Source organism: Mesorhizobium sp. 113-1-2, from assembly GCF_016756475.1.
In the GTDB taxonomy this organism is placed as follows: domain Bacteria; phylum Pseudomonadota; class Alphaproteobacteria; order Rhizobiales; family Rhizobiaceae; genus Mesorhizobium; species Mesorhizobium loti_C.
This window is the reverse complement of sequence record NZ_AP023242.1, coordinates 2,381,067-2,402,003: the sequence shown is the minus strand read 5'-3', so window position 1 is coordinate 2,402,003 and position 20,937 is coordinate 2,381,067. Positions and strand designations below refer to the sequence as shown.

24 protein-coding genes are annotated in these 20,937 nt (G+C 63.4%); 15 read left to right on the top strand and 9 right to left on the bottom strand.

The annotated features are described in order from the left end of the window. Positions 1-17: 17 nt before the first annotated feature. From JN279_RS11590 to JN279_RS11580, 3 genes are all read right to left on the bottom strand, one after another. The gene (locus JN279_RS11590; protein ID WP_202352816.1) at positions 18-1,094 is read right to left on the bottom strand and encodes an extracellular solute-binding protein; all 1,077 of its coding nucleotides are present in this window, start codon (positions 1,092-1,094) and stop codon (positions 18-20) included. 42 nt (positions 1,095-1,136) lie between these two features. Further along, the gene (locus tag JN279_RS11585; RefSeq protein ID WP_202352815.1) at positions 1,137-1,796 is read right to left on the bottom strand and encodes a helix-turn-helix domain-containing protein; all 660 of its coding nucleotides are present in this window, start codon (positions 1,794-1,796) and stop codon (positions 1,137-1,139) included. A gap of 172 nt (positions 1,797-1,968) precedes the next feature. Further along, positions 1,969-3,750 carry a chloride channel protein gene (locus JN279_RS11580; protein WP_202352814.1) on the bottom strand — a complete coding sequence of 594 codons (1,782 nt, stop codon included), beginning with the start codon at positions 3,748-3,750 and terminating at the stop codon, positions 1,969-1,971. Positions 3,751-3,910: 160 nt separating this feature from the next. Between JN279_RS11580 and JN279_RS11575 the strand changes: the two genes are divergently transcribed. Further along, positions 3,911-4,222, top strand: a complete 312-nt coding sequence (locus JN279_RS11575; RefSeq protein WP_202352813.1) for a hypothetical protein — start codon at positions 3,911-3,913, stop codon at positions 4,220-4,222. Positions 4,223-4,268: 46 nt separating this feature from the next. Here the strand turns inward: JN279_RS11575 and JN279_RS11570 are convergent, their stop codons facing one another. Both JN279_RS11570 and JN279_RS11565 read right to left on the bottom strand, forming a co-directional pair. After that, the gene (locus JN279_RS11570; protein ID WP_244734520.1) at positions 4,269-4,781 is read right to left on the bottom strand and encodes a cupin domain-containing protein; all 513 of its coding nucleotides are present in this window, start codon (positions 4,779-4,781) and stop codon (positions 4,269-4,271) included. 16 nt (positions 4,782-4,797) lie between these two features. Next, positions 4,798-5,526, bottom strand: coding sequence for an NAD-dependent epimerase/dehydratase family protein (locus tag JN279_RS11565; protein ID WP_202352812.1), 729 nt, complete (start codon positions 5,524-5,526; stop codon positions 4,798-4,800). Positions 5,527-5,588: 62 nt separating this feature from the next. On the opposite strand from JN279_RS11565, the gene JN279_RS11560 reads away from it, so the two are divergent. Then, entirely contained in the window at positions 5,589-6,062 is a 474-nt protein-coding gene (locus JN279_RS11560; RefSeq protein WP_202352811.1) for a MarR family winged helix-turn-helix transcriptional regulator, read from the top strand. Positions 6,063-6,098: 36 nt separating this feature from the next. On the opposite strand, the gene JN279_RS11555 is transcribed toward JN279_RS11560, so the two are convergent. After that, complete coding sequence (locus JN279_RS11555; RefSeq protein ID WP_202352810.1) at positions 6,099-6,398, bottom strand: putative quinol monooxygenase; 300 nt, start codon at positions 6,396-6,398, stop codon at positions 6,099-6,101. A 116-nt stretch (positions 6,399-6,514) separates the two neighbouring features. Between JN279_RS11555 and flhA the strand changes: the two genes are divergently transcribed. From flhA to JN279_RS11540, 3 genes are read left to right on the top strand one after another with little or no spacing between them, the layout of a single operon-like run. After that, complete coding sequence (flhA, locus tag JN279_RS11550; RefSeq protein ID WP_202352809.1) at positions 6,515-8,602, top strand: flagellar biosynthesis protein FlhA; 2,088 nt, start codon at positions 6,515-6,517, stop codon at positions 8,600-8,602. Then, positions 8,599-9,351, top strand: coding sequence for a flagellar biosynthetic protein FliR (gene fliR / locus JN279_RS11545; protein WP_095199361.1), 753 nt, complete (start codon positions 8,599-8,601; stop codon positions 9,349-9,351). Before flhA ends, fliR begins: the two co-directional genes overlap by 4 nt. Before the next feature lie 2 nt (positions 9,352-9,353). After that, positions 9,354-9,737 carry a hypothetical protein gene (locus JN279_RS11540; protein ID WP_202352808.1) on the top strand — a complete coding sequence of 128 codons (384 nt, stop codon included), beginning with the start codon at positions 9,354-9,356 and terminating at the stop codon, positions 9,735-9,737. 207 nt (positions 9,738-9,944) lie between these two features. On the opposite strand, the gene greA is transcribed toward JN279_RS11540, so the two are convergent. Beyond that, complete coding sequence (greA, locus tag JN279_RS11535; protein ID WP_202352807.1) at positions 9,945-10,427, bottom strand: transcription elongation factor GreA; 483 nt, start codon at positions 10,425-10,427, stop codon at positions 9,945-9,947. A gap of 225 nt (positions 10,428-10,652) precedes the next feature. Between greA and JN279_RS11530 the strand changes: the two genes are divergently transcribed. The 5 genes from JN279_RS11530 (at position 10,653) to JN279_RS11510 (ending at position 13,948) form a co-directional block, all read left to right on the top strand. Then, positions 10,653-11,264 carry a rod-binding protein gene (locus JN279_RS11530; RefSeq protein ID WP_183462808.1) on the top strand — a complete coding sequence of 204 codons (612 nt, stop codon included), beginning with the start codon at positions 10,653-10,655 and terminating at the stop codon, positions 11,262-11,264. Between the two features lie 13 nt (positions 11,265-11,277). Next, a complete protein-coding gene (locus JN279_RS11525) occupies positions 11,278-11,703 on the top strand; it encodes a hypothetical protein (RefSeq protein ID WP_096449872.1) in 426 nt (141 codons plus the stop codon). Positions 11,704-11,833: 130 nt separating this feature from the next. Further along, positions 11,834-12,370: a hypothetical protein gene (locus JN279_RS11520; RefSeq protein ID WP_096449874.1), complete on the top strand. Its 537-nt coding sequence runs from the start codon at positions 11,834-11,836 to the stop codon at positions 12,368-12,370. Between the two features lie 194 nt (positions 12,371-12,564). Continuing rightward, positions 12,565-12,849 (top strand): SCP2 sterol-binding domain-containing protein, encoded by a 285-nt coding sequence (locus JN279_RS11515; protein ID WP_096449875.1) that lies wholly within the window; start codon positions 12,565-12,567, stop codon positions 12,847-12,849. Positions 12,850-13,144: 295 nt separating this feature from the next. Beyond that, positions 13,145-13,948: a hypothetical protein gene (locus tag JN279_RS11510; protein WP_342216363.1), complete on the top strand. Its 804-nt coding sequence runs from the start codon at positions 13,145-13,147 to the stop codon at positions 13,946-13,948. On the opposite strand, the gene JN279_RS11505 is transcribed toward JN279_RS11510, so the two are convergent. Further along, entirely contained in the window at positions 13,916-14,488 is a 573-nt protein-coding gene (locus JN279_RS11505) for a GNAT family N-acetyltransferase (protein ID WP_096449879.1), read from the bottom strand. The two genes, JN279_RS11510 and JN279_RS11505, sit on opposite strands and share 33 nt — an antisense overlap. Positions 14,489-14,586: 98 nt before the next feature. Then, a complete protein-coding gene (gene odc2, locus JN279_RS11500) occupies positions 14,587-15,720 on the bottom strand; it encodes an ornithine/lysine decarboxylase (RefSeq protein ID WP_010911321.1) in 1,134 nt (377 codons plus the stop codon). 543 nt (positions 15,721-16,263) lie between these two features. Here odc2 and JN279_RS11495 point away from each other — a divergent pair. The 5 genes from JN279_RS11495 (at position 16,264) to JN279_RS38195 (ending at position 20,935) form a co-directional block, all read left to right on the top strand. After that, on the top strand, positions 16,264-17,460 hold the full coding sequence (locus JN279_RS11495; protein ID WP_096449881.1) for an amidase: 1,197 nt from the start codon (positions 16,264-16,266) through the stop codon (positions 17,458-17,460). A 3-nt stretch (positions 17,461-17,463) separates the two neighbouring features. Continuing rightward, positions 17,464-18,363 carry a LysR family transcriptional regulator gene (locus JN279_RS11490; RefSeq protein ID WP_096449883.1) on the top strand — a complete coding sequence of 300 codons (900 nt, stop codon included), beginning with the start codon at positions 17,464-17,466 and terminating at the stop codon, positions 18,361-18,363. 201 nt (positions 18,364-18,564) lie between these two features. Further along, on the top strand, positions 18,565-19,233 hold the full coding sequence (locus JN279_RS11485; RefSeq protein ID WP_096449885.1) for a DUF1007 family protein: 669 nt from the start codon (positions 18,565-18,567) through the stop codon (positions 19,231-19,233). Next, on the top strand, positions 19,230-20,435 hold the full coding sequence (locus JN279_RS11480; RefSeq protein WP_096449887.1) for a nickel/cobalt transporter: 1,206 nt from the start codon (positions 19,230-19,232) through the stop codon (positions 20,433-20,435). Before JN279_RS11485 ends, JN279_RS11480 begins: the two co-directional genes overlap by 4 nt. A 146-nt stretch (positions 20,436-20,581) precedes the next feature. Continuing rightward, the gene (locus JN279_RS38195; protein WP_244734519.1) at positions 20,582-20,935 is read left to right on the top strand and encodes a hypothetical protein; all 354 of its coding nucleotides are present in this window, start codon (positions 20,582-20,584) and stop codon (positions 20,933-20,935) included. Positions 20,936-20,937: the final 2 nt, after the last annotated feature.

Here is a 20,937-nt window from a genome sequence, read left to right as displayed (position 1 = left end):
GCCTCTCGTTCGCTGGTTCAGTTGCCGGCCATCAGCGCCGACCACTTCTCCTGCGCCACCGCGAAGTTCGGGACCCAGAACTTGAAGTTCTGCTTGTAGCCCTGCTTCTGGCGATCCGGCGTGTTGGTCAGGAAGGCGGCGACCGAAGCGTCGACCTTGGGCTGCGCGTCGCTGTTGATCGGCGTGTAGGAGGTCTTCTCCGCCAGGATTTCCTGCGACTGTTTGCCGAGATAGGCATTGAGCAGCGCATAGGACGCATCCGTATCCTTGACGCCGACCGGGATCGTCATCTGGTCCATCACCACCAGCCAGTCCTGCCAGGCGGGCGCGTATTTGGCGCCGTTCTTGACCGCGGTCATGGCGCGGCCGGTCCACATCATCAGCATGTCGGCCTCGCCGGATTCGGCGAGCTGCTGCGATTCAGCACCCGTCTTCCAGAAGATGGTATCGGGGCCGAGCTTGCGGACCACATCGATGGCCTTGTCGATATCGGCCACCGTCATCGTCTTCGGGTCGCCGCCGGCAACCTTGAGCGCCTGTTCGAGCAAGCCGCCCGTCGGGCTGCCGGAGCCGTCGATTCCGCGCACGCCCGGGAACTTTGCCGTGTCGAAGAAGTCGGCCCAGCTCTTGGGCGGATTATCCTTGTACTTCTCCTTGTTGTACATCAGCACGACGCCGTAGTTCATCGCCGGCACCGAGCATTCGCCGACCTGGCCTTCCGGGATTTTCGAGACGTCGAGCTTCGTCAGATCCAGCTTCTGGAACAGCTTGCCGCAATAGACGTAAGGCGGCAGGTCGTCGGTATCGACGACGTCCCAGGTGACATTACCGGACTCGACCTGCGCCTGCAGCTTGGCGATCTCGGTCGGTCCGTCATTGAGCAGCTTGACGCCGGACTTGTCGACGAACTCCTTCAGCGCCGCCGCCTGGCCGTCCTGGTAGATGCCGCCATAGGAGACGAACGTCAGCGTCTTGCCCTTGAGCGAACCTTCCTTCACCTCGCCCGCCACCGGCTTCTCCTGCGCAAAGGCCGCGCCGGCCACAACGCCAAGCGCCAGAATGGCGCCAAGGCCTGCAAATCTCGATCTAAACATCACACTAACTCTCCCATTCATGCCCGCGTTTTTGGATCGAACCTACCTGGCCGCGAGCGGTTTCCAGGCCGTGTATTGATCGAGCTCGGCGCGCACCGAGGTCGGCGGCGCGATGATCCACATCACTTCGGCTCGGCCACTGCCGATGTTCTCTGAGCGATGCGGTGTCGATGTCGTGTATTCGATGCTGTCGCCCTCCTCGAGCACATGGCGCGCCTCGCCGAGCGAGACCTCGACGACCCCGCGCAGCACGACGAGCATCTCGTGCGCGTCGCCATGGGTGTAGCGATCGGGCCCGGTCGAGCCGCCAATGTCGAATTCCCCGACATAGACTTCCATGTCGCTCAGCGGCGGGCGCGACAACAGCATCTTGCGGCAGCCGTCGCTGGGCGGCAGGCTCGGCCGCTCGCTTCGCCTCAGGACGCCATGGTTTTGTGCCGTGCTTTCCTCGAACAGCATGGCGACGCTGACGCCGAGCGCCGAAGCCATCTGGTTGAGCGAGGCGGTGCTGGCCCCGGTCAGGCCGCGTTCGAGCTGGCTGATGAAACTGGCGCTCGTTCCGGTCGCCTCCGCAAGCTCCCGCAGGGACAGCCTTCGGGCGAGGCGAAGGCTTTTGAGGCGCATGCCCAGCACCTGATGGGCATGCGTCGCGGCCGGCGCGTCGACCGTCTTTATCGAAGCCTTGTCGGACCGCTTGCGCATGCCGTCTCCTCACCGCACTTAACACTATGTACAGTACCACTGTACACTTGGCAAGCCGCGCACGGCGCCAGGAGCGCGCCAATACCCGGGCGGCTTGCTCAAATCAGAGGGTGTGTCCATGGGAGCAGGCCGTGCCTGCCGGTCGACAAGGGAACGTGGAGGAGAATCCCCTCTACCCCTCGCCCGACAGGTCCCGGCGCGCCTTTTCGAGCTCCTCGGCATAGCGCCGCATCAAGTGCCCCTCGGTTAGCAGACCAAGCACGATGTGATCGGTGAAATCCTCGACGACCGCCAGTTCCTCGGCGCCGGCGCGCTGGAACGTTTCGGCGGCGGCCTGCACGTTCATGCTGGGCACCAGGACGGCATCCTTGTACTGGGCCAGATCGCGCACCGGCACCTCATCACCGGCGGGATCGCTGTGCAGTTCGGCCACGATGAGCACGCCGACATATTCATCGCCCGGGTCGACGGCGATGACACGCTGGGCGGAGCCGAGCGGGATCTGCTTGCGGAAATCCGCCAGCGTCGTCGAGGCATCGATGGTCTTGATGTCCTTGCGCATCATCGAGCCGACGGTGAGGCTGCGCATCCAGCCGACATCGTGGGCGCTGCGGATCGTCTCGCCGCGCAGATGGAAGCGCCAGGTCGAGAACGAATAGCCGAAGGTTTCGCGCACCAGGATCGCCGCCATGATCGAGGCGGCCAGCACGACGCCGGTGAGCGTTAGGTCGCGGGTCGATTCCAGCGCCAGGAATGTCATGGTCAGCGGACCGCCGACGACACCGACGGCAAGCGAGGTCATGCCGACGACGGCGGCGACGGAGGGGTCGATGCCGGTCGTCGGCGAGACCAGCGCCATCACGCCGGCGAACGCCTTGCCGAGCAGCGCGCCGAGGAACAGCGACGCGAAGAACAGGCCCCCGCGAAAGCCCGAGCCCAGCGAGATGGCTGACGCCGCGAGCTTGAGCACGAAGACGCTCGCCACCACGGTCAAACCATAGTTCATGGCGAATTCGCGGTGCAGCGCGCCATGGCCGCTGGACAGGACCTGCGGCGTGATCAGCCCCAGCAGGCCGACGATGACGCCGCCAATGACGGGGCGCAGCGAGGCATCGACCGAGAGCCTGTTGAAACCACGTTCGATCAGCGTCACCAGCTGCATGATGGCAATCGAGGCGGCGCCGCCCAGCAGCCCGAGCAGCAGGAACGGCACGTACTGGCTGGGGGTGAGTTGCGGCAGCCCTGAAAGCTCGAGCGGAAACGGCACGCCGCCGAACATTTCCGCGGTCAGCGAGGCGCAGATCGCTGCCGTCATGACCGGCGCGACATTGGCGACCGAGTAGATGCCGATGACCAGTTCGAAACCATAGAAGGCACCCGTCAGCGGCGCATCGAAGGCAGCGGCGATGGCGCCGGCCGCGCCGCAGCCGACCAGGATGCGGACATCGTTGCGGCGCAGCCGGAAGATGCGCGCCAGCCGCGATGCCAGGCCGGATCCGACCTGCGTGTAGCCGGCTTCCAGACCGACCGAGGCGCCGAAGCCGCTGGAGATCATGGTCTGGCCGGCAATGATGAACGTATCGGTCAGCGACATGCGCCCGCCATAGAGCGCGTTGGCCTCGATCGGATCGACCGGCGTGCGGAATTTACGCAGCCGCAGCCAGATCACCGTCAATCCGAGCAGCGCGCCGCCGACCGCCGGTATCAGCGCCTGCATGGGATTGGCGAGCGAGAACATGCCCGACAGCCGGCCGCCGGGCTGAACGCCGAACAGCAGCCCATGCAAATCCTGCACGATCTGGCTCATCGCGGTCACCAGTATGCCCGCCATGACGCCGACGACGCCGGCCAGGATGACCACGGCGATGCCGCGCGCCTCGAGCAGAGGAATGGATCTCAGAAGCACCGCGCGCAGCCGGCGGGCGTAGACTTGTGGCTGGTTTCTGGAAAGCACCCGGGCGGCTCGGCGATATCAAAAGGGACGTGAGAAGGCTGATACGCCCAGGGAAACTGCATGGCAACCGCGATGCCGGCTCCCCCATCGCCTGCCAAATCGACGCAACGCCTGAAAGGTGGTATTTGGGTCCGTCTCAATTTCCCTCAAGGAGGAAAACATGAGTGCGCGGGGGTTTTTTTCGTTAGCTGCTTGCACGATTTTTTTGAGCTCGTCTGCAATGAGCAGCTCAAGCATAGATATGCCGGTTAAGCAGGATATTTCATACTCCATATCTCTTTTGCCCGGCGGCAATACGGAAAGACAGAGCCGGCCGACAGGAGGATTTCTTCAGCTTGCACAGCAGGATGTCTGCTGTCCCGGCGGTTATCCCTGGTACCGTAATTCAACAAACATGTGTTACGGCAGCTATGAAGATTGCCACGATACCGATGGCGGCGGTTGGTCCTGCAGACAGGTCAATGCCTGCTAGGCCTTGCGATGCCATATGCCGGCCAGCTTGAGCGGTAGGCCAACCGTCAGTCCGGTATGGTCAGCGGCCCGCAATCGTCGTCGGCGATGAACGTCGCTAGCAGTTCCGCTGGCTCGGTGGTGCTGGCATTCTCGGCGAAGAGATGGACCGTGCCGGGCGGCTCGAACCATGTCTGCCCCAGAGTATAGGTGCCGGCCGGGCTACCTTCGAGTTGCGAGCGCAGCGTGCCCTTCAGGACGAAGGCGCTGACCGAGCCCGGATGCCGGTGGCGCGGCGTAAAACCGTTGGGCGGAAATGCCACGATCACCGTGGTGATCGACTTGCCCGGCACGTTTGGCAGTTTTTCGCAGGAGATCGGCGTGACGACTGTCTTCGGCCGCGCCCCGGCGGCGCCGTCCGTATCGGCATTTGCCATCTGCATGTGCGTTTCCATGCCGTCCGGCACGGTGCCAATGAAACCCGGGCCGGCCCACTTTGCCGCGAGCGCGAACAGAACCCCGACAGCGCTGACGGCGATAAGGGATTGGCCGGTGCGCAAACGAGCTTGATTGCCGATCATACCGATGTCTCCGAATTCAGGCAGGCAAACGGAAATCGGCACGCCAGCCCAGTTCCTCGACCGCCTTCTGCGTCGAGACAGCCGGGTTGGGTTCCGCCACGTTGAAGACACCGGGCGCACCCTTGTCGAGCGCGAGCAGCGCGGCATAGGCAGCAGCGTCGACATGCACCGGTGACGCGCCGGCAGCCGTATCGGCTCCCGTTCCCGGCCCATAGAGCTGGCCGTAGCGTAGCACGACACCGGCGAAGGGCGCGTTGAGAACGGCCTTTTCCAAGGCGATTACACCGCCGACGCTGATGCCGCGATTGCCGCTCGCGCCGTCCTCCAGCGGGTCGGCTTCGCCATGCGGCTCCGGGCCTGGCGCATAGGCCCAGGCGATGCTTTGCGCCACCATGCGCCGGACACCGGAGGCGACGGCGACCGCGACCAGATTGCGGGTGCCCTCGTCGCGGATGCGCGCGTTGCGCACGACCGCCTCGCCCATCCGGCTCGGATCGAGGCCCGACGGCAGGTCGGTCAGCTGATGGACGACGATGTCAGGCCTGTCGGCAAGCATCGCACGCGACAGGGCATCGGCATCGAAGACATCCACGACCACAGGCTCCACGCCGAGGGCGCGCAATGTCGCGGCCTTGTCCGCATTGCGCGTGGTGCCGGTCACCTTATGGCCGGCGGCCAGAAGTTGCGGGATCAGCCGGTGGCCGATGGCGCCCGAGGCGCCGGCGAGAAAAATTCGATGACCCATCGTCATGGACTCCACATCGTCGTAGTATCAGCGCACGAACAACATATAAGAGCTCTGATATCATGCGCAAGCCGAATCCGCATCCATCGATTCCCGCTCCCGGCGAAGGCAAACGCGGCGAGGAAGGCTATCTCGGCTATCTCCTGCGGCAGGCCGCCGGCGCGCATCGGCTCAGGATGGACAGGGCGCTGGGCGATCTCGGTGTGACGCAGCCGCAATTTGTCACGCTGACCATGCTTGCCGCCTATCCCGGTCTCTCCAACGCCGATCTTGCCCGGCTGGCGCTGCTCACCCCGCAGACGCTCAGCGTCATCGTCGCTAATCTCGAACGGGCCGGTTCGCTGGTACGCAAGCCGCATGCCGTCCACGGCCGCATCCAGCACATCGATCTCAGCGACAGCGGCCGGGCACTGCTGAAAAAATGCCGCGAGCGGGTACAAGCCATCGAGAGCGAGCTGACACAGGGGCTGTCGGATGCGGAAGAACGCGCCGTCAGGCGCTGGCTGGTCAGCGTCGCGACGGCCGCCGACGCCTGATTGTTGCCGCTTGCCGACCGGCCAAGCAGCGGCCGATCAGGTCGGCTTGGCCTCACCGGCCTCATAGAGCACAAGGTTGCGCTCGCCAATGCCAAGCGCCGGCCAGCTTGAGCGCCACTCCGCGATGTGCGGCGAGCGGAAATGCGCGTCGAGCGCGGCCTTGTCACGCCACACCTCGCTGACCCGGATCAGCCCGGCGTCGAGCACATCGCGCGCATAGGAATATTCGAGGCAGCCATCCTCGGCGCGGCTGCCTGAAACCATGCGCTCCATCACCGGCCTTGCCTCCTCGAACCTGTCGGGCGGCAAGCGGATCGTGCCGATGATCAGGAGCATGGGTTTCCCTTCCTTCGCGACATTAGGCTCAGCCACTCTCCCACCCTCGCGCAAGCTTGGCCAGCTACCCTCGCCGGGCTGTCCTATGCGCGGCAGTCTATGGTTCGAGGATTTGAATGGCGATCAGCGAAAGCATCCAGCCCGGCGCGGTGGCCAAGAATGGCCGCGACGTCTTCTTCGCGCTCGGCATCGTCATCATCCTGGCCGTGCTGTTCCTGCCGATCCCGGCCTTTCTCATCGACATCGGCCTCGCCTTCTCGATCGCGCTCTCGGTGCTGATCCTGATGGTGGCGCTGTGGATCCAGCGGCCGCTCGATTTCTCCTCCTTCCCGACCGTGCTGCTCATCGCCACCATGCTGCGGCTATCCCTCAACATCGCCACCACGCGCATGATCCTGTCGCATGGCAATGAGGGCACGCACGCCGCCGGTTATGTCATTGCAGGCTTCTCCAAGCTGGTGATGGCCAGCGACTTCGTCATCGGCCTCATCGTCTTCATGATCCTGATCGTGGTGAACTTCATCGTCATCACCAAGGGCGCCACGCGTATCGCCGAAGTCGGCGCCCGCTTCACCCTCGACGCCATCCCCGGCAAGCAGATGTCGATCGACGCCGATCTCTCCGCCGGCATGATCGACGACAAGACCGCGCAATTGCGCCGCCGCGAACTGGAAGAAGAAAGCTCGTTCTTCGGTTCGATGGACGGTGCCTCGAAATTCGTGCGCGGCGACGCCATCGCCGGCCTCATCATCACCGCCATCAACATCGTCGGCGGTATCGCCATCGGCTATATCAGGCACGGCATGGGCATGGGCGAGGCCGCCGACGTGTTCATCAAGCTGTCGGTCGGCGACGGCCTGGTCACCCAGATTCCGGCGCTGATCGTCTCGCTCGCCGCCGGCCTGCTGGTTTCCAAGGGCGGCACCCGCGGCTCGACCAACCAGGCCGTGTTCGGCCAGCTCGGCGCCCATCCGCGCGCGCTTTACGTGGCGGCGGCGCTGCTGGTGCTGCTCGGCCTGATGCCCGGCCTGCCGCTGTTCCCCTTCTTTGCACTGGCCGGCGGCATGGCCGGCCTCGGCTACATCATTCCGCTGCGCGCCAACCGCGTCCTCGCCGCTGCCGAGGCACTGAAGACCCAGGAAAAGGCGACCAAGGCCGAGGAAGAGAAGAACTCGGTCAAGGCCTCGCTTGCCACCGCCGAGATCGAACTCCTGATCGGCAAGCAGCTGTCCACCCGGCTGCTGGTGTCGCATCAGGAGCTGGTCTTCCGCATGGGCAAGATGCGCAAGAAATTCGCCCAGCAATACGGCTTCGTCGTGCCGGAAGTGCGCGTCGCCGACGATTTCGCCATCCCGCCGAAGAGCTACCAGATCAAGGTGCATGGCACGGTGGTTGCCGAATATTCGATGCGCGTCGGCGAGATCATGGTGCTGCTTGGCAACCGCGAGGTGCCCGAAATCCCCGGCGAAGAGATCCGCGAGCCGGCCTTCGGCATGCGCGCCTATTCCGTCATGGAAACCTTCGCCGAGGATCTGAAGCGCGAGAACTACACTTTCGCCGACAATATGTCGGTGCTGCTCACCCATCTCTCCGAGGTGATCCGCAACAACCTGCCGCAGCTTCTGTCCTACAAGGACATGAAGGCGCTGCTCGAACGCCAGGACCAGGAATACCGCAAGCTCGCCGACGAGATCTGCACCACCCACATCTCCTATCCCGGCCTGCAGGCGGTGCTGAAACTGCTGCTCGCCGAGCGCGTCTCGATCCGCAATTTGCATCTGATCATCGAAGCCATCGCCGAGATCGCGCCGCATGTGCGCCGCACCGAGCAGATCGTCGAACATGTCCGCATCCGCATGGCCCAGCAGATCTGCGGCGACCTCTCGGAAGGCGGCGTGCTCAAGGTCCTGCGCCTCGGCAACCGCTGGGACCTCGCCTTCCATCAAAGCCTCAAGCGCGACGCCAAGGGCGAGGTGCGCGAGTTCGACATCGATCCGCGACAGCTCGAGGAATTCGGCCAGGACGCCACCAAGGCGATCAAGAAATTCCTCGAGGCCGGCGAGCGCTTCGTCCTCGTCACGGCGCCCGACGCCCGCCCCTATGTGCGCATGATCATCGAGCGCTTGTTCACCACGCTGCCGGTGCTCTCCCATGTCGAAATCGCCAAGGGCGTCGAGATCAGGGTGCTCGGGACCATATCGTGAGCGTTCTCTCGCAGAGCGTCGTCATCGCGGCGTTCCTCGCCTTCTGCCGCATCGGCGCCTGCTTCATGCTGATGCCTGGCCTGTCCAGCGCCCGCGTGCCGGTGCAGGTCAGGCTGTTCGTGGCGGTCGCCGCCACAGGCGGCCTGCTCGCCTTCCTGTGGGACCGCATCATTCCCTTCGTCGATCCGCGCCCGCAGATCCTGGTGCCGATGATCATCTCGGAACTCCTGGTCGGCGGGCTGATCGGCGCCATGACCAGGCTCTACATGGAGGCACTGCGCTTCATGGGATCGGCGATCGCCATGCTGATCGGCTATGGCGGCTCCGGCGGACCGGCGATCGAAGAGCCGGAACCCCAGGCCGCCCTTGCCGCCATCATCTCGTTTTCGGCGCTGTTGATGCTGTTCGTCTTCGACTTCGACCACGAGATCGTCCGCGCCCTGGTGGCGTCCTACACGGTGGCGCCGGTCAACGTCTTCTTCAACCCGCAGGCCGCCCTCGTCGACATCACCGACACCGTGTCGGATACCTTCTTCCTGGTCATCCGTCTCGGCAGCCCGTTCGTCGCCTATGCCATTCTGGTCAATCTGACGATCGGCTTCGTCAACAAGCTGACCCCGCAGATCCCGATCTATTTCATCTCCCAGCCCTTCGTCATCGCCGGCGGCATGATCATCTTCTATTTCGCCATCGGCACCATGCTGACGCTGTTCGTCGACGGCTTCGTCGACCTGACTTTGGCGAGGTAGCGATGACCACACGCAAGGACCGCCTGAAGAAACTGGTCAAGGTGCAGGAACAGTTGAAGGCGCTGCACGAGACCCGCCATGCCACCTTCCTCGCGGCGGCAAACACGGCGGAAGCCGAAGCCCGCGAATTGATCGGCCATTTCGACCAGGACAATTCGCTGTCCGGCCTGTTCCCCGACCTCTACCACCGCCGCATTGCCCAGGCGGTGGTGCGCCAGGAGACGAGCCTGGAAAGCGCCAGGCAAGAGGCCGGGCTCATCGCCACCGCGAACGCGCGCACCAACATGGTCGAACGCGCCTACAAGGACGTACGCAACCGCGACGAACGCGAACGCTCCGACCGCGAGCGGCTGGATCTGATCGCGCAGAAGCGGAACGAGGAGTAGCGGCGGGGGTGTTCTGGTTATGAACCTCAGTGGGGCATCCTAGGTGAAGTGCGCATGACTGGTTCACCCCTCACCGGCGATTTGGACGCCAACAAGAATGGGTTCCATGCGAGACTGGATGTTGAACCCAGTGACAACAGCCGACCCCACTGTTGTCTGGCTGCCGACAACTCGAATCCCGTGCATCGTCTCACCACCCTGTCCAACTTAGGAAATGGACAGGATCTCAAGTTCACGCTGTCCTACATGGACGACATCGCCAACGGTTTTGCCAATCAGCGCGATCGCAACTGGTGACCCGTGCGATATGGAAGCTTGGGACGGGTTGGCCTCATCCTCGCCAACGATGCGGAAGGTCTGGGTGCGGCCATCATCACGCTCGAAGGTAACGGTGTGACCGAAGGCGATCACTTCGTTGGACGTCGGCGCAGGCATAAGCTGGGCAGTACGGACGCGCTCGGCATAGTAGCGCGTATCTCGAACCGGAACGGCCGACTGCCGTCGCCTTTCGTTGACATCTCCCAGCATGTTGGCGGCCTCGAGCGCCTGCTGGGCGCGAGCCAACTCATCCAGCAGCATCTTGAAGCCCACCTCCGTAACGAGGTTGATCCGATCGGAGATAGGGCGAGCCGGCAGGATGGTTTCCGACGCGGCCTCGGCACTCTCCTCCTTGGCAAATGCTACGCTCAATGATCGGACTCCGTATGGAACATTGTCAGCAATCGGATAACCCATGGCCGACAATAAAGCTGCAAGAATTTAACAGCAGGCTTTGGCAGAAGCGGATTTGTCGGCAGTGGCCTGAACACCAGACCGGACCCCTCGGCACATACCCTTGCGGCGCAAAGCGAATATCCGATCCCCACCCCGCATTCCTCCCTCTCCCCCGCAAGCCTGCCACAAGCTTGTTGAGGCATGGTCTGGCTAAGGAAAACCGGCAAAAGGCGGACTTTCTTGGCAATTTCTCCACCCAGCGACATCGTGATGGATGTCGCCCGAGCTGCCGATCCGATGGATATCGAGGCTGCACGCGCGGCGCTGACGAAGCGCGCGGGTGGTGCCGCGGGCACGTTCTCGGTCGACACCGCGGCATCCGTCGATGCCGGCTCGATCCTGTCGCGCGCCACGGCTGACAAGGCGGCGGCGACAGCCGACCCGGCCAAGAAATTCAAGAAGTTCGAGGCGATGGTCCTGCAGACCTTCATCCAGAACATGCTGCCCAAGGACACCGAGGGCGTCTATGGCACGGGTCTCGCCGGCGACATGTGGAAATCGCAGCTCGCCGAGCGCGTCGCCGACGTCATGGCCGAGCGCGGCGGCATCGGCATCGCCAAGTCGCTGCTCGCCGACCACTATATGGACGGCAAGCGCAAGGTGCCGATCGGCCCGGTCTCGAACGGACCGGAGAAGACCGAGATCGATCAGCAAACCCGTCTGTCCACCTCGCTCGTCCAGGAATTGCAGCGCAAGGCCGCCAGGTCGATGACCGGCGACGAGACAACCATAAAAACAGACATCAAGATCTAGACTGGGAAACGCCATGGCCGACTCTTCCGAATTCACCGCCAACCTGCCGGCGCGGACCACCGCGTCGGAGGCTCCTATACCGTTCGCGCGGCCGGGAAACCTTGCCGCCATCATCGGCCGCATCGAGGAGGTGGTCGAGGAAGAGACCGCCGGCATCCGCCGCGATACCGGCTACGACCTCAAGGCGTCGAACGCCCGCAAGAGCCGCTATCTCTACGAACTGACTCGCGCCATGAAGGGGGGCAGCGAAGCCGATTTCCTCGAACAGCACCGCGAAGGCCTGACCCGGCTGCGCCAGAAACTGGCGAAGAACGAGGCGGCGATCCTGGCGCATCTGAGCGCCGTCAACGAGGTTGCCAGCCTGCTGCGCAGCGCCATCCAGCGCGCCGAAACCGACGGCACCTACTCCGCCGGCGAATTCGGCCGGATGAAGGGTTAGAGCATGATCCCGAAAAGTGGATGCCAGTTTTTGGAAAAGATCATGCGCAAACAAAGGGATAGAGCCCCATCCCGATTGAATCGGGATGAAACAGGCTCTAGAGCGCGATGATGTCGGGCTCGGGCTCTGAATGATCAAGGTCATCGCCATCGCGGTCTGGGTCTGCGCCGCCACGCTCGGCGCGGTGTTCTATTCGTTCCAGGCCGCCGGCGAAAGCGGCGTCGGCGAGAAGCCCAAGCCGATGCTGGGCGGGCTGGATTATGTCAAGACCGACGTCATTTCGGTGCCGCTGATCCGCGACTCCAAGATCGGCGGCTATTTCCTGGCCAAGCTGGTCTACACCGTCGAGCCGGAGCAGATAAAGAAACTATCGATTCCGGCCGAGGCGCTGATCACCGATCAGGTCTACAGCTACCTCTATTCCAATCCCCAGATCGACTTCACCAAGAAGGCGACGATCGACCTCGATGCCTTCCGCGCCGCGATCCGCGACACCGTCAACGCCCGCGTCGGCTCAACCCTGGTGCATGAGGTTCTGATCGATCAGGTCAATTTCCTGAGCAAGGACGAGATCCGCGACAACTGGCTGCGCCGGCGGCAGGATGCCACCAGCGCGGCGCCCGAGGCGGCCAAGCCGGCCGAAGCGGATGCGCCACCGGCTCACTGACCACCGGTGCCCGACAATTGCCTGGTGCGGCGATAGGAACCAGTCGCCGCAATTCGCGTTGACGTAAACGTCAATCCAAAGCTATATGCGCCAGCGATTGTATTCGTCTCAGAGACAGCATGGGCTTCGGCCGGACCGAAATGCCCTCCGCGACAGATGCAACCAGACAAGTGCAACGAGACAGGGAGAACAGCGTGAGCGTTCAGGAGATTGCCGAGAAGATCAAGTCTCGCGTGGCCAGCAGCGGGTTTGATCGTTCCGTGAAGTTCGACACCGGCGACGACGGCGTCATCGTCATCGACGGCGCGACCGTTTCGAACACCGATGCCCCCACCGACTGCACCATCAAGCTCTCGCTCGACGATCTCGATTCGCTGATCGCTGGCGACCTGAACCCGACCATGGCCTTCATGACCGGCAAGATCAAAGTCGAAGGCGACATGACGGTGGCCATGGCGCTCAGCCAGCTGATCGGCTGATGGCTGTCGCAAGCCGTACGGCGGCTTGAACAGACATGAAATCAGACAGGGCCGAAGCGCGCCGCATGATCATTTGGACGCGCTTGGCCTTATCGGAACACCGTCTTCAGGACGGCACTTTCGTTCCACGGGCTTCGGCAATCTTGGCACGAAACGTTCGCGCGGCGGAGAACCGCAAGCCGCTCATACCTTTGATTGCGAAATCACCCATTTAGTCTGACCTCGGCTCCAGAAGAGCGGCAAAGCAGCGAGGTCGGTAATGAATTTCCATAGTGTTCAAGCAGTGGCGCGTGCAGTGCTGATCGCTGCCCTGGTTTCGGTGACGGCGGTCGCGGCCGCCGATGAACGTGTCCTGATTTCCTACGAGGCCACACCTTCCCTCGGCTTCGACCTGCCAAAGCTGAAGACGGCCGGCTACGCTGAGCGGGCCGCGTTTTCGGCTGAGGTGCTTGAGAAAATCGTGCCCAAGATCGTCACCAGCATAGGCATCGATCCGGCCGTGCTTGAGACGGAAGTCACACCGGGTGGCTACCTCCTTAAGACCAACGCATCGCTGCAGACCGAGGCCGCGCTCGACGACGCGACCGCCGATCGTCTGGCCGCTGCCTTCGGCTACATTTTCCACCAGCACAGCGTGCTCGTCTCCCGACTGGACGACAGCAGCGGCAGCACTGGCTTCGTCACCGTCCGCTTCCCCCAGGATACGCTCGACGCCACCGTGGCACAGCGTTTCTTCGAAAAAGCCGATGCCGTGGAAAAAGGCCTGGGCGGCGGTTACACCGCCTTTGGCGACGAGCAGATATTCCTCAATGTCGTGGACGGTAACGGCAAGCCCTATAGCGGCCTCGACAATGCCGCGTTTCTGGATGGGCTCAAGCGCACGGCAGCCGCGTTCGGGCCGCCGGCGCCGGAAGTATCGGATTCCGGCACGGCAGCGGCCCGCTTCATCGGCAACGACTGGGACAAGGCCCCCAAGGGCGAGGACTATCTGGCCCGTCTCGGAGGCGCCGGTTCGCCGGCGGTGACAGCACTGGGTTCCATCGCGACCGAGTACGCCGCGCTGGTTTCAGCCAGCGCGTTGCACTTCGGCTGGAACTGACAGCTTGCGGCCGGAGGCCTTCAGCGTGCCGTGCACGCCATCAAGTGCGCCGTCCACCAGTTCCAGCGCCAGCAGGCGGTGCCGCTCATAGGGGCCTGGCATCGCCAGCCTGCCTGTCTTGTCGGCCGAGAAGCCGAAGCGTCCATAATAGGGCGCATCGCCGACCAGCAGGATTGCCGAGTGGCCGAGACGCGCCGCCTCGGCGACGGCGTGGCGCATCAGCGCCGAGCCGATGCCGGCATTCTTGAGCGACGGATCGACGGCGAGCGGGCCGAGCAGCAGCGCTGCCGGACCGCCCTCGCCCAGCCTGACATCCCACAGCCGCACCGTGCCGGCAACGCCGCCCGACGCATCGCGTGCGACGAAGGCCAAGCCTTCCGAGGGCCGGCGGCCGCGCCGCAGCTTCTCCGACGATTTTCTCCGCCGCATCGGCCCCATGGCGCGATCGAGCAAGGCTTCGCGTGCCACGACGTCGGCAACGGTTTCGGCGACCAGGACGAAGGCCGGCGCATGAGCTACGATTTCAACTGACATTTCCATTTCCGCGATCCCTTCACGAGCGGAGATCTGTTCCACAAGCGAACCCGGGCGGGCGACAGGCGCCCACCTAGGATGATCTGATCGGTTCTTCCGAACCGTCAGATCACGTAGGATCGGAGAGGCTCGAAGCCGTTGAACGCGACCGCCGAGTAGGTGGTCGTGTAGGCACCGGTGCCTTCGATCAGCACCTCGTCGCCGATGGTCAGCGACAAAGGCAGCGGATACGGCGTCTTCTCGTACATCACGTCGGCCGAATCGCAGGTCGGACCGGCGAGCACGCAAGGCGCGGTCTCCGAGCCGTCATGGCGGGTGACGAGGGGATAGCGGATCGCCTCGTCCATGGTCTCGGCCAGACCGCCGAACTTGCCGATGTCAAGAAACACCCAGCGCACATTGTCATTGTCGGCCTTCTTCGAGATCAGCACGACTTCCGACTTGATGACGCCGGCATTGCCGACCATGCCACGACCCGGCTCGATGATGGTTTCCGGAATGGCATTGCCGAAATGCTTGCGCAGCGCCGAGAAGATCGCTTGGCCATAGGCCTGGGCCGCCGGCACGTCACGCAAATAGCGCGTCGGGAAACCGCCGCCCATGTTGACCATCTTCAAGACGATGCCTTCCTCGGCGAGCGTCGCGAACACCTTCTTGGCGTCGGCGAGCGCACGGTCCCAGGCGGTCAGGTCGGTCTGCTGCGAGCCGACATGGAACGACACGCCATAGGCGTCGAGGCCAAGGCCCTTGGCATGGCGCAGCACGTCGACGGCCATGGCAGGCACGCAGCCGAACTTGCGCGACAGCGGCCATTCGGCGCCCTCGCCATCGGTCAGCACGCGGCAGAACACGCGCGCACCGGGAGCGACGCGGGCGATCTTCTCGACCTCCTCGACGCAATCGACTGCGAACAGGCGAATGCCGAGCTGGTAGGCGCGTGCAATGTCACGCTCCTTCTTGATGGTGTTGCCGAAGGAGATGCGGTCCGCGGGCGCACCCGCGTCCATCGCCATCTCGACTTCGGCAACGGAAGCGGTGTCGAAGGACGAGCCCATCGCAGCAAGGAGGCGCAGGATTTCCGGCGCCGGGTTTGCTTTCACCGCATAGTAGATCTTGGAATCGGGCAGCGCCTTCTCGAAGGCGCGGAAATTGTCGCGCACGACATCGAGGTCGACGACGAGGCAGGGGCCGGACGGACGTCGGGTGGCGAGGAAGTCGAGGATGCGCTGGGTAGCCATCGGGTTTCTCCAAACACGCCTTTCGGCGCGCACAAGGGTGCGGACGCGGGCTTTCGGCCTCGCGAACACGCGGTCAAACAAAGGCGGGACGAAAATTCCATGGAACCAGCCGGTGGAGACCCCGGAACCATGAAACGCCGTCTCGCGGCGATGGACCTCGGCCTTGCCCGGCTTCGGTCCGCTTTGTCTGCCTTGGCTTGGATTGGGAGAACCCCGTTCCGCACTGCCGGCAATGAAGGTGTGCCTCTTCAGTAACCCCGGTCTTTGGACAACCGGCAGAGAACCAGAAAGGCCCGCACCGTCGTTGCTTCAAGGTGTCCTCGGGCTGGCGGTTGGCCGCTAGACCGACTGGAGGGGTTAGCTCCAGTTACCTTACCGATTTCCCTCACCATTCGAGGATCGGCGGACACCCACAGGCACGTGCGACTTTGGGCAAGCGCGATATATGGCTGGTTGCCGTCACAATCAATAAAAATCGTATCCAAGGTTGTAAAATTTCTGGCATCGAACAATGTTGAGGCAACCGTATCCGGATATCGAACGATGCCAGGCACGCACGGCCCCTATAATGCCTTCCTCGATCTCCGCCAGATGCCGGTGGCCCATGCCGAACTCGGCCCGCTCGCCGGCCTGCGGCTGGCGGTCAAGGATATCTACGACGTTGCCGGCTACCGCACAGGTTGCGGGAATTTGCAGAAATTCGCCGAAAGCCATGCCGCGTCGCGCACGGCACCGGCCGTGCAGGCGATTCTCGATGCTGGCGCGCGCTTCGTCGGCAAGACGCAGACCGACGAACTGGCCTTCGCGCTGTTTGGCCAGAACGCGCATTTTCCGTTTCCAGTGAACCCGGCGGCCCCCGACCGCGTCACCGGCGGCTCGTCGTCCGGATCGGCGGCGGCGGTGGCGGGCAGGCTGGCCGACATTGCCACCGGCTCCGACACCGGCGGCTCGATCCGCGCGCCGGCAAGTTTTTGCGGACTGATCGGGCTGCGCACCACGCATGGCCGCATCTCGCTCGATGGCACGATGAAGCTGGCGCCGAGCTTCGACACGTTCGGCTGGTTCGCCGACGACATCGAGACCTACGAGACGGTCGGCAAACTGCTGCTTGGCCGCGACCCGCACCAGCATTCCCTGGACCGCCCGATATCGCTCCCTTGGCTGGACGAGATGGTCGCCCGCCCCGCGATTGCCGAATATGCCGGCATGAAGGGACTGGCGAGCGCGGTTTTCGGCACGCCGGCGACGTTAACCATGCGCTTCAGCTCTTCCCCTGATGAGCTCTACTGGTGCTTTCGCCGGCTGCAGGCCAGGGAAGCCTGGAGCGTGCATGGCGACTGGATCATCAGCGGCGAGCGCGACCTTGGACCCGGGGTCGAGGAGCGTTTCGGCTTTGGCCGTGCCGTCGATGACCGGACAGTGCAGGCCGAAAAAGTGCGCCGCCTGACCTTCCGCGGCGAACTCGGCGCCCTGCTCGGCAAGGACGGCTTCCTTGTCCTGCCGACGGTGCCCGGCCCGGCGCCCTATGTCGACTCGACGCCGGAGCAGTTCCAGGCCTATCGCGAGCGGGCGCTGCATCTTCTGTGCCTGGCCGGCCTCTCCGGCTTTCCACAGATCACCTTGCCCATCGGCTCGGTTGCAGGCGCACCGTTCGGCCTTTCGCTGCTTGGCCCTTCCGGCAGCGACATTGCCCTGATACGGCTCGGCCGAAAACTTCTCGACGCAGCACAAAGGGCCTGAACCATGGACACACTGACCCGCATGCGCGCCTTCATCGACGTCGTCGAGGCCGAGGGCTTTTCGGCGGCGGCGCGCAAGATCGGCCGCTCCAAGGCGCTGCTGTCGAAATATGTGCGCGAACTGGAGGACGAACTCGGCGCGCTGCTGCTCAACCGCACCACGCGCCAGTTCTCGATGACGGAGGCCGGCCACACCTATTACCGGCGCGCCTCGGAGATCGTGCGCGAGGTCGACAGCCTGGCGGACGCCGTGCGCGAATCCTCCGGCGACGTGCGCGGCCGGATCAAACTGTCAGCGCCACGCACTTTCGCCGACGCACCGATCGGCCAGTCGCTGATCGACTTCGCCAAGCAGCATCCTGACATCGTGCTCGACATCCAGCTCGACGACCGCTTCGTCGACCTGGTCGAGGAAGGCTTCGACCTCGCAGTGCGCATCTCGCGCCTGGAGAATTCGTCGCTGATCGCGAGACGCCTGGCGCCGTTTTCGATAAGGCTCTGCGCCTCGCCCGAGCTGATCGCCAAGCATGGCATGCCGACGCGGCCGCAGGATCTCGGCCACATGCCCTGCATCGTCGACACCAATGGCCGCGGGCTGAACAACTGGGCGTTCAAGGGCGACAACAACGATCAGCTGAGCGTCGCCGTGTCCGGCCCGATCGAGGTCAACAGCCCGATGGCGGCGCGAGCCGCCGCTCTGTCAGGGCTCGGATTTTGCATCCTGCCGGATTTCATCGCCGCGCCCGACCTCAAGAGTGGCCAGTTGGTGACGGTGCTCGACGACCGCATCCTGTCCGGCGGCGGCATCTTCGCCGTCTATCCGCATCGCCGCTATCTGCCGGCCAAGGTCCGCGTTTTCGTCGACTTCCTGGTGCAATGGTTCAGGACGCGTGAGGTCGCTTGACCTGCCTCGGGCTTGTTGTTGCGTGCGTGTCGTAGTCCCAAAACCGCTGCACACTTTTGGGTGACACGCTTTAAGTCTCGTGCGTGTCATTCCCCCAAAACCGCAGCACACTTTTGGGTGACACGCACTGGCGGTCCCATTTTCGCCCCCTTTCTGGTAACTTTCGGTTTCTCGCCAAAGCCAAGGGAATCGCGACCGGGAATGCACCTCAAACGGCACGCAATCATGCTGGCTTCGGCCTTGGCGGCGACCTTTACCGCGACGGGGCCGGCTTACGTGCATCCGCACGTCTTCGCCGAGGCCCGCCTCGACGTGATCCTGTCCCCGGATCACCAAAGTGTGAAAGCGCTGCGTCATCTCTGGCGCTTCGACGACCTGTTTTCGAGTACGGTGATGATGGAGTTCGACAAGAACTCCGACCTGAAGCTTGACGACAAGGAGCTGAAGGATGTCGCCGACACCGTTCATGCCTCGCTGGCCGAATTCAACTATTTCCAGCTCGTCACGCAAAACGGCAAGGACGTGACGATGACGCCTCCACCGCATCTGATGGCCAATTTCGACAACGACCAGCTGATCATCCTGTTCGAGTCCGAGCCCAAGGCGCCGATCAAGCTGACCGGCACGATCGACATCGGTGTCTACGATCCGACCTTCTATACAGCGATCGACTTCACCGAGGATTCCAACATCACCGTTGAAGGCCTGCCGTCGAACTGCACCAGCAAGGTGATCCGGCCGGATCCGGATGAGGCCATCAAGGAAAACCAGAAGACCTTGACGGATGCCTTCTTCAACGACCCGACAGGGACCGACATGAGCAAGATCTTTGCCACCAAGCTCGAACTGACCTGTCAGCCAGAAGGATGAAGCCGGTGACGAAACCGTCCCTGCGTTTGGCATTCGGCCTGTTGGCCCTCGCCTTTGTGTCGATGCATTTCGCCAACGCCGCGCACGCCCAGAGTTCGCTCGGCATCGGCGTCAATGACGGCACGGCCCCGACCACCGGTCCGTTCGCCCACATCCTGATGTGGATCAATCTCAGGCAGCAGGAATTCTACCGCGCGCTGGCGACGGCGATGAAGGCGATGCGCGAGGACAACAGCAAGCTCTGGGTGCTCATCGGCCTGTCCTTCGCCTATGGCATTTTCCACGCCGCCGGCCCCGGCCACGGCAAGGCGGTGATCTCGTCCTACATGGTGGCCAATGAAGTGGCGCTGCGGCGCGGCGTCCTGTTGTCCTTCGTCTCGGCCCTGCTCCAGGGCCTGACGGCGATCGCGGTCATGCTGCTCGCCTATTTCGTCCTGCGCGGCACCACCGTCTCGATGACCGACGCGGCCTGGTTCATGGAGATCACGAGCTTTGCCCTCGTCACCCTATTCGGTGCCTGGCTGCTGTGGCGCAAGCTCGGCCCGTCCATCCTGCGCCTGTTCGGCAAGGCACCCGCCTACAGCCTGTCGGCGGCGCACGCCGGCCATTCGCACGGTGGCCGCTCGCATGCAGGCCATTCGCACGCAGGCCATTCGCATGCCGCGCACAGCCATTCGGCGCATGCCCATTCGCACGCGCTGCACGGGCATGACCACGACCATTCGCATGACCATCACGGCCATGGCGCCCATGATCATAACCACGGCGCGCACGATCATGCGCATCATGACCATGCACATCACGATCACGCGGCGGGCGAGGTCTGTGAAACCTGCGGCCACTCGCATGCACCCGATCCGGCGCTGCTGTCGGGCGACCGTTTCGACTGGCGCACCGCCTGGTCGGCGGTGGCCGCCGTCGGCATTCGCCCCTGCTCAGGCGCGCTGATCGTGCTCAGCTTCGCCCTGCTCAACGGGCTCTGGCTCGGCGGCCTGCTGTCGGTGCTGGCGATGTCGCTGGGCACCGCCATCACCGTCTCGGCGCTGGCGACGCTTGCCGTGACCGCCAAGAACTGGGCGGTGTATTTCGCCGGCGAAGGCCGCATGGGCAACCGCATCCATTCGATCGTCGAGATCGGTGGCGCGGCCTTCGTGTTCCTGTTCGGGCTGCTGCTGCTGTCGGCGAGCCTGACCGGCGCCTGAGTAGCGTCAAGTGTCTGCTCTGAGATTTAGCTCCTGATTCCGTCTGTCAGGCTCTCCAACTTGCCATTTCTCAGAATGGCGAAGAGACTATTTTAACGAGTTGTCGTCTTTCGTGTAAGCGTGTCAGGCTCGTGCGGTATCTCGCAATGAACAAATTCTTCAGGATGTTTTTGTTGCGTATGACGCTCGTCATCCCGGCCGTCGTTGCAGGAGTGGTATTTCGCCCCTTTTGGCGATCTGCCTGGGGACTACCCACATTTGTTTTTCTCGTCTGGGTCGCAACGTCAATAGCAATAATTTGGATGGGAAAAGGGACCCGACATTCCTTCTTTTTCGGGATCATTGTAGGGAGCATTTTTGCATTGTCTCTTGTTGCGGTAGCTCTTACCAACAGCGCACTTGTCGGAATAGGGTTATTGCTGGCTTTGCTTTACGTGGGAGCAAAGACGAAATTCTTCGCGCGGTGGATCGAAGAAGCAAATTTTCGTCCGAAAAAATAGCG

What these genes read in the sequence shown, in the direction of transcription:
- JN279_RS11585 (WP_202352815.1), bottom strand. Translation starts at nt 1,796, where the DNA reads ATGCGCAAGCGGTCCGACAAGGCTTCGATAAAGACGGTCGACGCGCCG.
- JN279_RS11575 (WP_202352813.1), top strand. Translation starts at nt 3,911, where the DNA reads ATGAGTGCGCGGGGGTTTTTTTCGTTAGCTGCTTGCACGATTTTTTTG.
- flhA (WP_202352809.1), top strand. Translation starts at nt 6,515, where the DNA reads ATGGCGATCAGCGAAAGCATCCAGCCCGGCGCGGTGGCCAAGAATGGC.
- JN279_RS11495 (WP_096449881.1), top strand. Translation starts at nt 16,264, where the DNA reads ATGCCAGGCACGCACGGCCCCTATAATGCCTTCCTCGATCTCCGCCAG.
- JN279_RS11555 (WP_202352810.1), bottom strand. Translation starts at nt 6,398, where the DNA reads ATGCTCCTGATCATCGGCACGATCCGCTTGCCGCCCGACAGGTTCGAG.
- JN279_RS11520 (WP_096449874.1), top strand. Translation starts at nt 11,834, where the DNA reads ATGATCAAGGTCATCGCCATCGCGGTCTGGGTCTGCGCCGCCACGCTC.
- JN279_RS11590 (WP_202352816.1), bottom strand. Translation starts at nt 1,094, where the DNA reads ATGTTTAGATCGAGATTTGCAGGCCTTGGCGCCATTCTGGCGCTTGGC.
- JN279_RS11490 (WP_096449883.1), top strand. Translation starts at nt 17,464, where the DNA reads ATGGACACACTGACCCGCATGCGCGCCTTCATCGACGTCGTCGAGGCC.
- JN279_RS11480 (WP_096449887.1), top strand. Translation starts at nt 19,230, where the DNA reads ATGAAGCCGGTGACGAAACCGTCCCTGCGTTTGGCATTCGGCCTGTTG.
- JN279_RS11570 (WP_244734520.1), bottom strand. Translation starts at nt 4,781, where the DNA reads ATGATCGGCAATCAAGCTCGTTTGCGCACCGGCCAATCCCTTATCGCC.
- JN279_RS38195 (WP_244734519.1), top strand. Translation starts at nt 20,582, where the DNA reads ATGAACAAATTCTTCAGGATGTTTTTGTTGCGTATGACGCTCGTCATC.
- odc2 (WP_010911321.1), bottom strand. Translation starts at nt 15,720, where the DNA reads ATGGCTACCCAGCGCATCCTCGACTTCCTCGCCACCCGACGTCCGTCC.
- JN279_RS11560 (WP_202352811.1), top strand. Translation starts at nt 5,589, where the DNA reads ATGCGCAAGCCGAATCCGCATCCATCGATTCCCGCTCCCGGCGAAGGC.
- JN279_RS11530 (WP_183462808.1), top strand. Translation starts at nt 10,653, where the DNA reads ATGGTCTGGCTAAGGAAAACCGGCAAAAGGCGGACTTTCTTGGCAATT.
- JN279_RS11540 (WP_202352808.1), top strand. Translation starts at nt 9,354, where the DNA reads ATGACCACACGCAAGGACCGCCTGAAGAAACTGGTCAAGGTGCAGGAA.
- JN279_RS11485 (WP_096449885.1), top strand. Translation starts at nt 18,565, where the DNA reads ATGCACCTCAAACGGCACGCAATCATGCTGGCTTCGGCCTTGGCGGCG.
- JN279_RS11505 (WP_096449879.1), bottom strand. Translation starts at nt 14,488, where the DNA reads ATGGAAATGTCAGTTGAAATCGTAGCTCATGCGCCGGCCTTCGTCCTG.
- JN279_RS11565 (WP_202352812.1), bottom strand. Translation starts at nt 5,526, where the DNA reads ATGGGTCATCGAATTTTTCTCGCCGGCGCCTCGGGCGCCATCGGCCAC.
- JN279_RS11525 (WP_096449872.1), top strand. Translation starts at nt 11,278, where the DNA reads ATGGCCGACTCTTCCGAATTCACCGCCAACCTGCCGGCGCGGACCACC.